The organism is Halomarina halobia (genome assembly GCF_029338575.1).
Lineage (GTDB): Archaea > Halobacteriota > Halobacteria > Halobacteriales > Haloarculaceae > Halomarina > Halomarina halobia.
In genome coordinates, this window is the sequence record NZ_CP119992.1 from 215,768 (window position 1) to 228,719 (window position 12,952).

19 protein-coding genes are annotated in these 12,952 nt (G+C 69.8%); 6 read left to right on the forward strand and 13 right to left on the reverse strand.

The genetic code is table 11. From position 1 onward, the window contains the following. The first annotated feature begins 27 nt into the window (after positions 1–27). The gene (locus P1K31_RS01070) at positions 28–492 is read left to right on the forward strand and encodes a VOC family protein (RefSeq protein ID WP_276304429.1); all 465 of its coding nucleotides are present in this window, start codon (positions 28–30) and stop codon (positions 490–492) included. A 78-nt stretch (positions 493–570) separates the two neighbouring features. Further along, entirely contained in the window at positions 571–1,320 is a 750-nt protein-coding gene (locus tag P1K31_RS01075) for a DUF1405 domain-containing protein (RefSeq protein ID WP_276304430.1), read from the forward strand. A 12-nt stretch (positions 1,321–1,332) separates the two neighbouring features. On the opposite strand, the gene P1K31_RS01080 is transcribed toward P1K31_RS01075, so the two are convergent. From P1K31_RS01080 to P1K31_RS01090, 3 genes are all read right to left on the reverse strand, one after another. After that, complete coding sequence (locus P1K31_RS01080; protein WP_276304431.1) at positions 1,333–2,364, reverse strand: HFX_2341 family transcriptional regulator; 1,032 nt, start codon at positions 2,362–2,364, stop codon at positions 1,333–1,335. Positions 2,365–2,676: 312 nt separating this feature from the next. After that, positions 2,677–2,943 (reverse strand): hypothetical protein, encoded by a 267-nt coding sequence (locus P1K31_RS01085; protein ID WP_276304432.1) that lies wholly within the window; start codon positions 2,941–2,943, stop codon positions 2,677–2,679. Between the two features lie 106 nt (positions 2,944–3,049). Beyond that, positions 3,050–3,604 (reverse strand): GNAT family N-acetyltransferase, encoded by a 555-nt coding sequence (locus tag P1K31_RS01090; RefSeq protein ID WP_276304433.1) that lies wholly within the window; start codon positions 3,602–3,604, stop codon positions 3,050–3,052. A gap of 192 nt (positions 3,605–3,796) precedes the next feature. Between P1K31_RS01090 and P1K31_RS01095 the strand changes: the two genes are divergently transcribed. Both P1K31_RS01095 and P1K31_RS01100 read left to right on the forward strand, forming a co-directional pair. Then, positions 3,797–4,249, forward strand: a complete 453-nt coding sequence (locus P1K31_RS01095) for a DUF7344 domain-containing protein (RefSeq protein ID WP_276304434.1) — start codon at positions 3,797–3,799, stop codon at positions 4,247–4,249. After that, positions 4,233–4,577, forward strand: coding sequence for a HalOD1 output domain-containing protein (locus tag P1K31_RS01100; RefSeq protein ID WP_276304435.1), 345 nt, complete (start codon positions 4,233–4,235; stop codon positions 4,575–4,577). The genes P1K31_RS01095 and P1K31_RS01100 overlap by 17 nt, the downstream gene beginning before the upstream one ends. A 162-nt stretch (positions 4,578–4,739) precedes the next feature. Here P1K31_RS01100 and hemA read toward each other — a convergent pair whose 3' ends face one another. The 5 genes from hemA to P1K31_RS01125 all read right to left on the reverse strand — a co-directional run bounded on the left by hemA (position 4,740) and on the right by P1K31_RS01125 (position 8,886). Beyond that, positions 4,740–6,119 (reverse strand): glutamyl-tRNA reductase, encoded by a 1,380-nt coding sequence (gene hemA / locus P1K31_RS01105; protein ID WP_276304436.1) that lies wholly within the window; start codon positions 6,117–6,119, stop codon positions 4,740–4,742. Next, positions 6,116–6,817, reverse strand: a complete 702-nt coding sequence (locus P1K31_RS01110) for a precorrin-2 dehydrogenase/sirohydrochlorin ferrochelatase family protein (protein ID WP_276304437.1) — start codon at positions 6,815–6,817, stop codon at positions 6,116–6,118. Before P1K31_RS01110 ends, hemA begins: the two co-directional genes overlap by 4 nt. Next, complete coding sequence (ahbB, locus tag P1K31_RS01115) at positions 6,814–7,923, reverse strand: siroheme decarboxylase subunit beta (RefSeq protein WP_276304438.1); 1,110 nt, start codon at positions 7,921–7,923, stop codon at positions 6,814–6,816. Before ahbB ends, P1K31_RS01110 begins: the two co-directional genes overlap by 4 nt. 77 nt (positions 7,924–8,000) lie before the next feature. Continuing rightward, on the reverse strand, positions 8,001–8,444 hold the full coding sequence (locus P1K31_RS01120) for a DUF63 family protein (RefSeq protein WP_276304439.1): 444 nt from the start codon (positions 8,442–8,444) through the stop codon (positions 8,001–8,003). A gap of 97 nt (positions 8,445–8,541) precedes the next feature. Then, positions 8,542–8,886 carry an SHOCT domain-containing protein gene (locus tag P1K31_RS01125; protein WP_276304440.1) on the reverse strand — a complete coding sequence of 115 codons (345 nt, stop codon included), beginning with the start codon at positions 8,884–8,886 and terminating at the stop codon, positions 8,542–8,544. 219 nt (positions 8,887–9,105) lie between these two features. Between P1K31_RS01125 and P1K31_RS01130 the strand changes: the two genes are divergently transcribed. Then, a complete protein-coding gene (locus tag P1K31_RS01130; RefSeq protein ID WP_276304441.1) occupies positions 9,106–9,264 on the forward strand; it encodes a hypothetical protein in 159 nt (52 codons plus the stop codon). On the opposite strand, the gene P1K31_RS01135 is transcribed toward P1K31_RS01130, so the two are convergent. From P1K31_RS01135 to P1K31_RS01145, 3 genes are all read right to left on the reverse strand, one after another. Then, complete coding sequence (locus tag P1K31_RS01135; RefSeq protein ID WP_276304442.1) at positions 9,261–9,623, reverse strand: DUF7344 domain-containing protein; 363 nt, start codon at positions 9,621–9,623, stop codon at positions 9,261–9,263. The genes P1K31_RS01130 and P1K31_RS01135 overlap by 4 nt on opposite strands. Before the next feature lie 101 nt (positions 9,624–9,724). Continuing rightward, on the reverse strand, positions 9,725–10,120 hold the full coding sequence (locus P1K31_RS01140; protein ID WP_276304443.1) for a DUF5778 family protein: 396 nt from the start codon (positions 10,118–10,120) through the stop codon (positions 9,725–9,727). A 144-nt stretch (positions 10,121–10,264) separates the two neighbouring features. Next, entirely contained in the window at positions 10,265–10,459 is a 195-nt protein-coding gene (locus tag P1K31_RS01145) for a cold-shock protein (protein WP_276304444.1), read from the reverse strand. A gap of 93 nt (positions 10,460–10,552) precedes the next feature. Between P1K31_RS01145 and uppS the strand changes: the two genes are divergently transcribed. Further along, complete coding sequence (uppS, locus tag P1K31_RS01150) at positions 10,553–11,470, forward strand: polyprenyl diphosphate synthase (protein ID WP_276304445.1); 918 nt, start codon at positions 10,553–10,555, stop codon at positions 11,468–11,470. Positions 11,471–11,476: 6 nt separating this feature from the next. On the opposite strand, the gene P1K31_RS01155 is transcribed toward uppS, so the two are convergent. Both P1K31_RS01155 and P1K31_RS01160 read right to left on the reverse strand, forming a co-directional pair. Continuing rightward, positions 11,477–12,487 carry a patatin-like phospholipase family protein gene (locus P1K31_RS01155; RefSeq protein WP_276304446.1) on the reverse strand — a complete coding sequence of 337 codons (1,011 nt, stop codon included), beginning with the start codon at positions 12,485–12,487 and terminating at the stop codon, positions 11,477–11,479. Positions 12,488–12,720: 233 nt separating this feature from the next. Beyond that, positions 12,721–12,933 carry a hypothetical protein gene (locus P1K31_RS01160; protein ID WP_276304447.1) on the reverse strand — a complete coding sequence of 71 codons (213 nt, stop codon included), beginning with the start codon at positions 12,931–12,933 and terminating at the stop codon, positions 12,721–12,723. Positions 12,934–12,952 lie beyond the last annotated feature (19 nt).

A 12,952-nucleotide genomic window follows, 5' to 3' on the forward strand; every position in this document is an offset into this window, starting at 1 on the left:
TTAAGCCGGGAGCGCGAACGTACGGGGATGACCGAACCCGACGCGTCCCGCGCTCGCCTCGTCGGTATCAACCACGTCGCGCTCGAAGTCGGGGACGTCGAGGCCGCCCTCGACTTCTACGGGTCGATCTTCGAGTTCGAGCTCCGCGGGCGGACGGCGTCGGCGGCCTTCCTCGACGCGGGCGATCAGTTCCTCGCGCTGACCGAAGCCAACGGCCCCGCCGACGGACGCGACGCCCACCGCCACTTCGGTCTCGTCGTCGACGATCCGAGCGCCGTCGAGGACCGACTCGCGGCGCTCGGCGTCGAGCGCCTCTCCGGTCGGGACCTCGATTTCCGGGATCCGTGGGGCAATCGCGTGCAGGTCGTCGCCTACGAGGCGGTCCAGTTCACGAAGGCAGAACACGTCCTCCGCGCGATGGGGCTCTCCGAACTGGAGAAGTCCGAGTCGGCCCTCGCCGAACTCTCCGAGAAGGGGATGGCACCCGAGTGACCGGCGCTCGCGGCGCGTCTCGGACGGTACCTCCCGCCGATCGGTAGCGTTTTTCTCCCCGCCTCCGCACTCCCCTCCATGTCGATCCCCGGAGCGCTCGGTTCGCGCGCCGAGAGCGTCGCGGAGCGCCTGCGCGCGTTCGTCCGCGAGGGGGACGTCCCCGAGCGCGAGCCGCTGCCCCGCTACGTCGCCCCCCTCCCGGCGCTGCTCGAGGACCTCGGCCTGCGGCTGGCGTGGCTCGTCGTGGGGATCAACCTCGTCGGGACCGCCTTCGGGTTCTGGTACTACGCGCCGCAGTTCTCCCTGACGCCGGTGGAGATGTGGCCGTTCGTCCCCGACAGCCCGCTCGCCACGCTGCTGATCGCCCTCTCGATCGCCGCCTGGAAGCTCGGGCGGAACAACGAGGTGTTGAACGCGCTCGCCTTCTTCGGGTGCATCAAGCTCGGCCTCTGGACGCCGTACGTCCTCGTCGCGTTCTTCCCCGAGTGGGGCTACGCGCCGTGGGACCCGATGTACAACTTCCTGTTCTGGAGCCACCTCGCGATGGTCGTCCAGGCGTTCGTCGTCCACCGCTACGCCGCGTTCCCGGTGTGGGCGGTCGCCGTCGCCACGCTCTGGTACGTGGTCGACCTCGTCGTCGACTACTTCTACCCGGTCGTCGGCGACCCCCACCACACGCTCCTGCCGCTTCCCGACGCGGCCCCGTGGCTCGGCGTGACCGCCCTCCAGGTCGCCGCGCTCGGCGCGGTGCTGTTCACGATCCTCCCGGTCTTCCTCGCGCTGGCGACGCGGGTGGAGAAGCTACAGCTCCGGCTCGACGGACGCTGACCCCGGTCGCCCTCATTCCGCGCGGGCGCTCCCGGAGTCGGAGTGCGCCCGCACCCACAGTTCGCCGATCCGCGACAACCTGGTCCGGTAGGACTTCCCCCGCTCGTCTTGCTCGACGTAGCCCTTCCCGCCCGGACCCAGTCGGTCGACGTTGTAGATGACCTTCGAGCGGAAGCTGTCGGTGTACTCCTCGCCCAGTTCGCGCGCCAGCGTCCCGGCGAGTTCGCTCACCGACTCGAACTCGCCGTGCTCGCCCAGCGTGAACAGGATGAGCTCCTCGAACGGCTTCACCGACGAGAAGGAGGCGACCGGCAACTCGACGACGTGCCCCGCGCCGATGCGCTTCGCGCCGATGGTGGTCCCCCGCTCGTCGAACTCCGAGAGGAGGTCCCGGCCGCTCTCTAAGTGCGCCGCGACGCGGGCCGCGAGGTCGTCGGTCCGCGGGTCGTCGCGGCGCTCCTCCCCGCTCGCTCGTTCGGTCGAACCCCGGTCCCGGTCGACCCCCACCCGCCCGTCGAGATCCGCGAGGAGGTCGACGCAGGCGCGCAGTTCCTCCGCGAGTTCGGTCTCGAGGTACTTCTCGGGGGCGGTGTAGTAGGTGTGGATCCGGTCGCGGTCGGCCTCGCGCTCGACGCCGATGGAGTGGGCGGCGGTGGCGAACGCGAACGAGACGGTGCGGGGCATCGACGCGATGTTCACCCAGATCTCGTCCTCGGCGTCCTCGCCGCCCTCCCCCTCCTCGCTCGCGCCGTCGCCCGACTCGCTCCCCCGGTCGAGTTCGGCGTTGATGAGGTCGTACGCCTGCTCGAAGGCGGCGTCGTAGTCGTACACGTCCTCGATGAGGAAGCGCTCGGTGTCGGCACCCATGAGGTTCGAGAAGTCCTTCTCCAGCTTTCTCGCGAGGTTCCGGGAGTACTCGACGTTGGCCTCGCTGCCGACCGCGCCCTCCAGCAGGATGACGCGGTCCACGTCGAGCCGATCCCGGACGAGCGGCGCGATGAGCCGGTCGTAGTCGAACCCGACCGGGACGATGTGGGTCTGCATACGCCGTACTGCGTCGCCATATGCCCAAATACCCACTGGGTCGCGGCCGCCGAACGGAACGCCGTGTGCGTTCGTCGCTCCGCGGTCGCGGGCTTCCGGAGACACGAGTCGGGCTGTACAGTGCCGAATCCTGCTACCTGGGCTATCGAACGTAGCCACCGATCGCCGCGGTCTAATGCGAGGAGGGGCCGCACGGCGATACAACAGTCCATCGCGTCCGCGGGAGGTCCGTTCCGATAGTAGTCGGGGAACGGGCGAGGTAGCGCTCTCAGCAACTGAACTCACCCCCTGTTCTCCGGGAGCTCTAGCGACTCACAGTTCCTCGAACGGTCTCGCCTCCGACTCCGAGCGCTCCGTCAGTCGCTCGAACGCGGACTCGGGCCAGTCCATGTGAATCCCGTCCTCGCACGCCGGACACCACCACTCGTCGTGCCAGATCTCCCCCGGCTCGACCGGAACGTCACTCTGCCGGTGCACGTCGAGCAGGACGAGTCGCGTCCCGCAGGTCGAACAGTCCGGGTCGACGTAGAACGGCTCGTTTCCCCGGGGATCGGCCGCCGACATCGGATACTCGCTCATTGTTCGTTTCACTTCGGAATCGGCCTCCGACTATATCTGTTTTCCCCGGCTCGCCTGCCAGTATCGGGGATCTTCGTGTGGCGTCCGCAGTTCTAGCGCTGGTTCTCTACTCCCGCGCCTGCCACTCCTCGCGGAGGAGGCCGTACCAGAGCACGTCGTGGTACTCGCCGCGGAACCACGCCGCCCGCCGCAGGGTGCCCTCGTGCTCGAAGCCGAGCGACTCCAGCAGGCCGGCCGAGGCGTCGTTGAAGCTCCCGAGTCGCGCGCTCACGCGCCGGAGGTTCCGGTCCTCGAAGGCGTACCGGACCATCGTCGCGGCGGCGTCGGAGCCGTACCCCTGCCCGTGGCGTTCGGGCGCGAACCAGTAGGCGAGTTCCGCGGCGCGCGACCGGGACGTCTCGTCCGGGCCGTAGCGAGAGCCGGTCAGCGAGACGACGCCCAGCGGCTCCTCGCCGTCGCAGGCGAGGCAGTGGACGCCGTCGTCGCCGGAGAGCACGTCCTCGAAGAACTCCCTGATCTGTACGCGGTTCGTGGGGTTCACGTCGAGCGCGTAGCGCCAGACGCGGGGGTCGTTCATGCAGCGCTGGAGGAACTCGACGTCCGCCTCCTCGATCGGCCGGAGGGTGACCGACTCGCCCTCCAGGAAGACCGGTCCGGGCATACCTGTCCGTCCCACGAGGGGCGTAAAACGCTCACGGGTCGGCGTCCGGACGACCGTCCGCTCCGAGTCCGATACGGTGTCCGTTTCGGTGATCGGGAACGGTCGGTGCCCCCGTCGGTACTACGATCCGTACATACATCGTTCGGACCCCCTAGTGCGAACTGATTTCCCCCTTCCTCCAGATCGGACGATATGGAGGACAGAGATCCGGAGGGGGAGGGAGCACGGACGGAGCGATCCGTCGAGGATACCGGCGAACGGGACGTTCCCCCGGGTGTCCTACAGTTGGACTACGTGTTTCGGGCGCTCGCTCACTCGCGTCGGCGGTATCTCCTCTACACGCTGAAGGAACGATCGCGCTGGACGCTCACCGACCTCGCGACCAAGATCGCGGCCTGGGAGAACGAGATAGCCGAGGAGGCGGTTACGGTGGAGGCGCGCGATCGGGTGTACATCTCGCTCTACCACGCGCACGTCCCGAAGCTGGTCGAGGACGGGATCGTCACGTTCGACGGGGAGACCGGAACGATCGATCGAGGGAAACACGCCACGCAGGTGCTGGCCGCCCTCGAAGGAGTCGGCGCGAGTCTCGACGCCGATCAGGAATCCCACGCACGGAGGGACTTCGATGCCGGAAGCGAGTGACGATCGGACCGACGGCGGCGGAGCGGGCGACGAGGGACCCGCCGACCGGACGCTCGTCCACCAACGGCCCTACGACCCGGACGGCGACGCCGAACTCACCGTCGAGATCGTCTACGCCGTCGCGGCGGCCGAGGGCGTCCCTCCGGTCGAGGTGCACTCCCCGTCCCTGTACGAGTGCGTGGACGTGGTGGCGATCGAGGACGCCTTCTTCGGGCCGGACGTGGCCGGCGCGTCCCGCGCCGGACTCGGCAACGTGGAGTTCCGCTACCGCGACTACCTCGTCAGGATTCGGAGCGACGGCTGGATCCAGGTGTACGAATCCGGGTAGACTCTCTCCCCCCGAACGGCTTCACCGTTCTTCTCCCGCTCGCCGCTCTCCGATTTTCGTGAAGCGGTCGCAGAAGCGGGACTCGACGACCGCGTCGCGTACCTGGGCCGCGGCGACACCTACGCGTTCGACGTGCCCGCGGAACGGCGGTAGCGAGTTCCGTCAGTCGTCGCTCAACTGTTCGAGGACGGCCGTGGGCATCTCCTCGCGGAGGTGCTGGGGGATGTCGTCGGCCGAGACGGCGTCGGGGACCGTCCCTGCGGTCCCGTCGTCCGGCGCGCCGACCGGCTTCTCGTTGTGCGGGTCGAACAGCTGGAGGGCCGTGTTGATCGTGCTCCAGTCGTCCTTCTCGGCGGCGTCGCGCAGGCTCTTGGTCGGCGAGGCGAGGATCTGCCCGACGAGCGCGTCCGCGAGCGACTCGACGACCTCGCGCTGCTCGCCGGTGACCCCGTCGTCGGTCGCCTCCAGCCGGGAGAGCGCCCGGTCGACCTCGCGGCGCTTTATCGCCTCCGCGCCCTCGTACATGGCGGCGATGACCTCGTCGGCGCGCTTGCGCTTGTACTGGGAGAGGAGGTGTTCGAACTCGCGGTCGATCATGGTCTCGACCTCGCGGGCGGCGTCCTCGCGCCGGGACGTCGTCCGGTCGGTGACCGACTGGAGGGCGTCGAGGTCGTAGACGGTCACGTGCGGGAGGTCGTCGACCAGCGGGTCCACGTCGCGGGGCTGTGCGATGTCGATGACGAGCGTCTCGCCCGCGTTCGAGAGCGCGTCCGCGTCGAGGACGTGGCGGTCGGCCCCCGTCGCCGTCACGACGACGTCGGCCTCGCTTGCGGCGATCGGTAGCGCCTTCAGCCCGAGCGCGGCCGCCTCGACGTCGAGCGTGCGGGCGACGTACTCGGCCCGGCCGACCGTCCGGTTGGCGATGAGCAGGCGGTCCGCCTCCCCGGCGAGCGCGCGGGCGGCGAGCGTCCCCATCTCGCCCGCCCCCACGACGAGCGCCGTCGCGTCGGCCAGGTCCGGGGCGAGCCTCTCGCGGGCGACGCGGACCGCGGCGCTCCCGAGCGAGACCGCGCCCTCGTTGATGGCCGTCTCGGCGCGCGCTCGTTCGCCGACGTGGACGGCCTTCATCAGGGCGTCCTCCAGCATGGGACCGACGGCCCCGAGCTCCCGCGCCTCCAGGTAGGCGTCGCGCAGCTGGCCGAGGATCTGGTCCTCGCCGACCACGAGCGATTCGAGGCCGCAGGCGACGCGCATGAGGTGTCGCAGGCTCTCCTCGTGGGTGAGATCGCGCACCGCGTCCGCGGAGATGTCGGTCGCGACGTCCCCCAGCGCGGCCCGACCCGTCTCGGGGGCGTCGGTGACGACGTACGCCTCGGCGCGGTTACAGGTCTGGATGGCGAACGCCTCCGTCACGCCGGGCGCGGCGAGCAGTGAGCGCACGACGGCGGCCTGTCCGGACGCGCTCGCCGCTTCGATCGTGTCGAGGTCGGCGCGCTGATGGGAGACGCTCACGCCGGAGATCACGCCGCGTCCGATCGTCATGCTGACTCACCCAGTTGCGCGGAGACGATTTCGTCCACTATCGCTTCGGTCTTATCCGCTCCTCCACCTAAAGTCTTCCAAACGCGGTCCGACCGAACGACCGCCCGCACGGCGGCCCGCCGCTCGTCGGGCGGGTAGTCGTCCCGCAGCCGCTCGCGCAGGTTCCCCGTGATGCGGGCGAGTTCGCCCGCGCCGTCGATCTCGCGCCCGATCCGCTCGCGGAGGACGCGGCTCAGCGCGGGACTCCGCCCGCCGGTCGAGACGGCGACCACGACGGGACCGTCGCGCACCGTCGCGGGGACCGCCACGTCGCCGGGGTCGCGTCTCCCGGCGTGGTCAGCCCGGTTGACGAGCACGCCCCGGTCGCGGGCCTCGGCGGCGAGCGCCCCGTTGAGGCTCGGATCGTCGGTCGCCGCCACGACCAGCGCGGGCGACGCGCGGTCGAACCAGGCCGGGACGTCCTCGGGAGCGGGGGCGGCGCGGATCAGTTCCGCGCCGCCGTAGGCGTCCCCCTCCCCCTCTCCTCTCTCCCCCTGCCCGTCTCCATCCCCATCCCCGTCCCCGTCGCCGACGAAGACGGGGCTGACGACGATCACCTCCGCCTCGCGGGCGAAGGTGCGCGCCCGTCGCGCCCCCACGCTCCCCCCGCCGAAGACGAGCACGCGCCGACCGGTGAAGTCGTGCAGCAGCGGGATCACGGCTGCGTGTTCGCCTCCGCCCGTTCGGCCATCCGGATGCCGGTCTTCTTCAGGATGCGCGTCGAGAACAGCGTGTCCCAGTCGTCCTCGCCCACGTCCCAGTGCTCGCTCATCACCCCGCGCACGCGCTCGATCCGCTCGCGGCTCTCGGCCTCGGAGCGCCCGTGGGTCATCGCGAAGAAGTTGTACGGCCAGACGGGTTCGTGGCGCGGGCGCTGGTAGCAGTGCGTGACGAAGTCGAGCGAGGCGACGGCGGGACCGACAGTCTCGACGACGTCGTCGGGGACGTTCCAGACCGTCATGCCGTTCTCGGTGTAGCCGAGCGCGTAGTGGTTGGGGATGACGCCGACGCGCCGAACCTTCCCCTCCGCGTCGAACCGCTTGATCGTCCGGACGACCCACTCGGCGTCGCGGCCGATGGCGTCGGCGACGTCGGCGTACGGCGTCGCGGTGAGCGGGAGTCCGCCCTGGATCTCGAGGACGAGGTCGCGCTCCGCGGGCGTGAGGGTCGCCCGCCCCGACGGCTCCACCGACGGCCCGAGGTGCGAGAGGTCCACGTCCCCGTCCGGGATCGGGCCGTCGAGGAGGAACTTCGCCTCGACGCGGAACTCGCGGCGCTTCGGCATGTTGTACGTCGGCTGCCCCGTCTCGGCCTCGATGTCCGCGAGGACCGCCTCGACCCGGTCGGGGGCGGTTTCGCCGCCCCCGTCCGCGTCGCTCCGCGCGTCGCCGTCCCCGCCCGCCACGCTCACGACGAACCACACGTTGAGGTGCGGGTGTTCGCGCTCGTAGTTGTGCGCCACCTCGCGGTGGGCGTTCACCAGTTCCACCACCTCGTCGAAGCGCTCCTCGGGGGCGTGCATCGCCACGAGCGTCGCCGTCCCGCCGATCGCCTCGGCGTTGACGAGCGCGCCGAACCGCGTCAGGACGCCCTCCTCGTCGAGTCGCCGAACCCGCGCGAGGAGGTCGTCCGCCGAGACGCTGACGCCGCGATCGCGGAGGGCCGCCGCCGCCGGCTCGAAGGGCCACTCGACGACCGGGAAACCGCCCTGGAAGGCGTTGAGGATCGCCCGGTCGACGCGACCCAACCGCTCGGCCGTAGTCATACTCGATCCTCCGGGCCACCGTCGTATAAGCGCCTCGCTCGGACGCCCGCGGCGCTTCCGCGCGGCCGCGGTCTCCCCTACACGGTCGCGTAGAGCCAGAGGTTGCTCAGGCCGGGGATGAGCCCCACGAGCCCCGCCGCGAGCAGTACGCCCCGACGGTAGTCGTCGTCCGCGCCCCGGAGGTCGGCGACGGCGACCACCACGGCCAGCGCGAGGCCGAGTTTCACCAGCACGAACAGCCAGCCGGTGCCGAACAGCGGCGCGGTCGGTAGCTCCGCCGCGACCCCCAGGATCGCCCGCGAGAGGGGGACCCGCTCCGCGAGCGACAGGGCGTCGACGCCGATGAGCGTCGAGACGCCGTCGAGCACCTGCCCGAAGACCGCGAAGAGACCGACGTACCCCGCCCGGTCGGCGACGGTCGGCGCGATCTGACGCAGCAGTTCCCACGACGCCGCGGTCACGACCAGCGTTCCGAGCACGCCGAAGGCGGTCCACGCGAGGTTCGGAGCGGCGGGCGACATCACTCCCCGTTCCTCGGCGTCCGGCGGACATGAGCCCGACGGTCGCGGCCGTCGACGGCGGACGGAAGCCCGCTCGTCGGCCCGGCGGTCGTCGCGGTCACTCCTCTCCGGAGAGCCGCTCCCGGCGCTGCTCGTACTCCTCGTCGGTCAGTTCGCCGCGCGCGTAGGCCCGGCGGAGTTCCTCCATGGCACCGTCGCCGCCCCCCGTCGCCGTGCGGTAGAACAGGTAGCCGAGGCCGACCAGGAGCAGGACGAACGCGATCTGCATGACGGCCGAGACGGCGACCATCCAGCCGGGCGCGCGTCCGGCTCCCCACCCGATCATCGGCATGCCGAAGCCCATCATTCCAAATCCCATGACCAGGGCGGGAAGCAGGATCAGCGCCCCTAGCGCGAGGAGTGCGAGCGTGGCGATCCTCTCGGTGTCGTACGTCGTTGTCACGGTCTCTCACCTCCGTTGGCGGTCGGCCGGGATGTCGATGGCGTCCGACCGCCGACACACCTAGCTAGTGGTGCGCACAGCTTAACCCCGTTACCCCTTCGATACAACGGTATTCGCCCCCGGGAGCCTTCGATACCACCGCCGAAGCCCGGGTATCGGTTCGGACCGTCGCGCGACGAAAGTGACAGCTTTTTACGTCGGTGTGGGGTAACAATCACCATGAGTGTCTTCGTCGTCTGTGAGAACTGTGGACGTGGCGAGGCGTTCGCCGACGAACACGAGGCGCGGGCCGAGGGGTGGGTGAAACTGCGCATCGACGGCGTCGTCGGCCCGGCGAACCAGTCGGAGTGGAGCGGTCGCTGTCCCGACTGCGCCTAGCGGTCGGCGGTGGCGGCCAGGAGCGCCGCGAACTCGTCCAGTCGCTCGGTCGGACGGGCGATCCGCGCCACCGGATCGTACTCGATCGCGCCCGCGTCCGCCAGTTTCGGGAGGTGGACGTGGTGGAGTCGGATCCGTCGCCGGTCTGTCGAGTCGCTCCCGCCGACGGCGGCGGCCAGGTCGTCGAGCGTCATTCCCTCTCCGTGCTCTCTCTCGCCGAGCGCAGCGACGACGGCGCGCCGCTGGGCGTCGCCGAGGAGCGAGAGGCACCGATCGCGGCGCGATCCGTCGGGGCCGAGGTTCGGGTACTGTTCCGCGAGCCGTCCACCGTTACATTGTCCGCGTCCGATATTGTTCACGTGTCGTCACCTTCGGTGTATCTGACCTATCCAGACCGACCACTATCAGTCTTATTGCCAACTCATCGACACGTGTATGTCCGGGGAACGCACCCCGGCGATCACTCGCCTTCGACGCCCGTCACGCGGTATCCGAGGGCCTCGACGTCGCCGACGATGGCGTCCTGGTCCGCGTTCGCCTCGTAGTAGAACACCACGTCGAAGGTTCCCTCGCGGAGGAGCTGCTGGCACTCCCAGACGAACTCGTCCTCGGCGATCGTGAGCCCCTGGTGCTGGTTCAGCCCGAAGCGGGAGTCGTCGTTGCCGGAGTAGACGTACCAGTCGCCCTTGTCGGCGTGCCCGGCGATGACCTCCCCGACCTCCAGCGTGGTCTCGTGGAGCCGCGACTCGTCCTCGCTCGTCAGGTCCGTGTGGAGGACGAGCCCGTTGAGCTCGATGTCGCCCGGTTCGAGGAGCGCCTTGGTCCGCCTGTAGAGGTCGTCGTCGAGAGCGTCCATGCTGGGACGCTCGCCGCCGAGGGGCTTACGCGTCACGGTCGCGCCCGCTCGAACCGAACGGTCTTCGGCCGGGGGACGCCGTTATCCCCCGGCCCGAGTGTAAAACGCCGTCGCTTCCCGTCGTTTCACCGTGGGTCGTTTCGTCTACAGCCGCTTCAGGTTCTTCGCGCGCGGGCCCTTGTCGGCTTGCACGATGTCGAATTCCACCTCCTGACCCTCTTCGAGGTCCGGTCCGCCGACGTCCTCCATGTGGAAGAACACGTCCTCGTCGGATTCGTCGGTCGTGATGAAGCCGTAGCCGCCCGTTTCGTTGAAGAAGTCAACCGTACCGGTCGCCATTGCACTTCCCCCTTATCGCCACCGTAGTAAAAGGCTACGGCCCGTCGTTCGACGTCAAAAGACTCATACCTCCCCCAGAGAATCATCACACGCATGATTCGGCGGGTCAGGCGAGCGATACACGGGCTCTACGAGCGACTCCTCGAACGCGAACTCTCGGGGGTGCCGACGCACGTCGCCGTCATCCAGGACGGCAACCGCCGCTACGCGGACCGCCGCGGGCAGGGAACCGCCGCGGGCCACCGCGCCGGGGCCGAGACGACCGAGGCGATGCTCGACTGGTGTGCCGAACTCGGCATCGAGGAGCTCACGCTCTACGCCTTCTCGACGGAGAACTTCGACCGCCCGCCCGCCGAACGAGCCGAACTGTTCGACCTCATCGAGGAGAAGCTCTACCAGTTCGCCGACGACGAGAAGGTCCACGAGGAGCGGGTGCGCATCCGCGCCATCGGACAGCTCCACCGGCTGCCAGAGCGCGTCCGCACCGCCATCGACTACGCCGAGGCGCAGACGGAGGGCTACGACAGCCAGTATCTCAACGTGGCGCTCGGCTACGGCGGTCGCGCCGAGCTGCTCGCCGCCGCCCGGGACATCGCGGCGGACGTGGAGCGCGGCGACGTGTCGAGCGACGCGATCGACGTCGCGACGGTCGAGGAGCGCCTCTCCGAGCGGCCCGCACGGGCCGTCGATCTCATCATTCGCACCGGCGGCGACGAGCGTACCAGCAACTTCCTCCCCTGGCACGCGAACGGCAACGAGGCCGCGGTGTTCTTCTGTGCGCCCTACTGGCCCGAGTTCTCCCGCGTCGACTTCCTCCGGGCGGTCCGCACCTACCAGTCGCGCCGCGAGTCCTGGCAGCGCACGCGCGCGGAGCGCGCCGTCGCCCTGCTCAAGGCCGTCGGCGCGGACGAGCGCCAGCGCCTCCTCGGCCGACTGCGGAGCCAGAACGCCGACATCGACCTCTCCGACGAGCGCGTCGAGGAGGTCGAGATCGAACTCGCGGCGGACTGAGCCGGCCTACCGTCGACTCAGGAATCGCCTCGCCTGTGCGTCCCCTCCCTCCATCAGGTCGCGGAGGAACGACGGCCTCCGGTCGAGTTTCGACGCCGTCGGGAGGCGCTCTTCGAGCGCGATCCACCGGATCTCGATCGGCTTGTACTCCCCGCGGAGCTTCGGCGGATCGGCCCGGAGCCACTCGTTCACCTGCTCGATGAAGGCTACCTCCTGTTCCAGCGAGAGGTTCCCGGCGAGCTCGTTCCTGCGGTCGGCGATCTCCTCGAGCGAGGTCGGTTCACCCCGCCGCTCCTTCGGGTTGATCCGGACGATCCAGATCTCGTCGGGCTTCTCCTCGGCGACGTTCGGAACGTCGAGGAACTCCCTGATCGGCGGGTTCTGCGAGAAGAGGCCGTCCCAGTGGAGGTCGCCGTCGTACACGTCCGGATCGAGGTGCGGGGCCGTCCGCTCGAGTCGAACCGCCTCGAACAGGCTCGGCACCGCGGCGGAGGCGAGCACCGCGTCGGCCGTGATCCCCTCGTTGACGATCGTCTTGAACTCGCCGTCGTTGACGTCGACCGTCCCGATCAGCAGGGTCGGGGACGTCGCGTCGACGAGCGCCGGGAGTCGGTCGAACCGAACGTGCGCCTCGAGCACGTCGCGGAGCCGGCCCCGGCCGATCGCCGCGGTCGGGGCGTGGTAGGGGCTGAACTGCGGGATCGGGAGCCCGCTCTCGAGCGCGCGCGAGGTCCAGACGAGCAGCGCGTTCGCCGTCCGTTCCGGGACGCCGTCGGCGGCGAGGTCGTCCCAGATCGATTCGAGCAGTTCGGCCGCCCGCCCCTCGCCGCCCGTCAGCAGGCCGTACCACGCCGCGAGCGCGCAGATCGCGCCGCCGGACGTCCCGCTCAGCCCGACGATCTCCACGTCCGACGGCCGCTCGCGGAGGAGTCGCCGGAGGACGCCCGCGGTAAACGCGGTGTGGCTCCCGCCGCCCTGACACGCGATCGCGACCTTCGTCGGATCGTCGTCGCTCATCAGTTCCGGCCTCCACTCCCTTCGCCGGCGTCCGGCACCGCTCCGAATCGGAGGAACTGGCCGGGAACTCGTATCGCGGGGCGCTCCGTCTCGTGCGTCATACTTACTCCATCCGCGCCGCTCGTCATGTCACTAGGGGCCGAGAACCGGGCCGGGGTAGGAGCCGAGAACCGATCCGGGGGTGGAACCGTCGTTCGCCGGACGTCGGGGCCGGTGGGGTGACGACTCGGCTCTCACCTCCGTCCGCGATCGCTCACCCTCCCGACGAGTTCCTCGCGGTTCGAGACGGCGTAGTACACGAGCCACGAGGCGAGCAGGGCCAGCGGGACGGCGGCGTACTGATCGAGGCTGGAGGTCACGGCGATGTAGAAGACGAGCGGAAACGTCAGCAGTGCGAGTAGCTGCGGGGCGATGCGGCCGAGGGGTACGTCGACGTGGGCGTCCATGGCTCACAGTCTGCGACGA

Excerpts from the sequence above, each read along its gene's own strand:
- P1K31_RS01070 (WP_276304429.1), top strand. The coding sequence starts at position 28 with ATGACCGAACCCGACGCGTCCCGCGCTCGCCTCGTCGGTATCAACCAC.
- ahbB (WP_276304438.1), bottom strand. The coding sequence starts at position 7,923 with ATGACTACGGCCGAGCGGTTGGGTCGCGTCGACCGGGCGATCCTCAAC.
- P1K31_RS01075 (WP_276304430.1), top strand. The coding sequence starts at position 571 with ATGTCGATCCCCGGAGCGCTCGGTTCGCGCGCCGAGAGCGTCGCGGAG.
- P1K31_RS01130 (WP_276304441.1), top strand. The coding sequence starts at position 9,106 with ATGAGTGTCTTCGTCGTCTGTGAGAACTGTGGACGTGGCGAGGCGTTC.
- P1K31_RS01120 (WP_276304439.1), bottom strand. The coding sequence starts at position 8,444 with ATGTCGCCCGCCGCTCCGAACCTCGCGTGGACCGCCTTCGGCGTGCTC.
- P1K31_RS01080 (WP_276304431.1), bottom strand. The coding sequence starts at position 2,364 with ATGCAGACCCACATCGTCCCGGTCGGGTTCGACTACGACCGGCTCATC.
- P1K31_RS01145 (WP_276304444.1), bottom strand. The coding sequence starts at position 10,459 with ATGGCGACCGGTACGGTTGACTTCTTCAACGAAACGGGCGGCTACGGC.
- P1K31_RS01140 (WP_276304443.1), bottom strand. The coding sequence starts at position 10,120 with ATGGACGCTCTCGACGACGACCTCTACAGGCGGACCAAGGCGCTCCTC.
- P1K31_RS01100 (WP_276304435.1), top strand. The coding sequence starts at position 4,233 with ATGCCGGAAGCGAGTGACGATCGGACCGACGGCGGCGGAGCGGGCGAC.
- P1K31_RS01095 (WP_276304434.1), top strand. The coding sequence starts at position 3,797 with ATGGAGGACAGAGATCCGGAGGGGGAGGGAGCACGGACGGAGCGATCC.
- hemA (WP_276304436.1), bottom strand. The coding sequence starts at position 6,119 with ATGACGATCGGACGCGGCGTGATCTCCGGCGTGAGCGTCTCCCATCAG.
- P1K31_RS01090 (WP_276304433.1), bottom strand. The coding sequence starts at position 3,604 with ATGCCCGGACCGGTCTTCCTGGAGGGCGAGTCGGTCACCCTCCGGCCG.
- uppS (WP_276304445.1), top strand. The coding sequence starts at position 10,553 with ATGATTCGGCGGGTCAGGCGAGCGATACACGGGCTCTACGAGCGACTC.
- P1K31_RS01085 (WP_276304432.1), bottom strand. The coding sequence starts at position 2,943 with ATGAGCGAGTATCCGATGTCGGCGGCCGATCCCCGGGGAAACGAGCCG.
- P1K31_RS01160 (WP_276304447.1), bottom strand. The coding sequence starts at position 12,933 with ATGGACGCCCACGTCGACGTACCCCTCGGCCGCATCGCCCCGCAGCTA.
- P1K31_RS01155 (WP_276304446.1), bottom strand. The coding sequence starts at position 12,487 with ATGAGCGACGACGATCCGACGAAGGTCGCGATCGCGTGTCAGGGCGGC.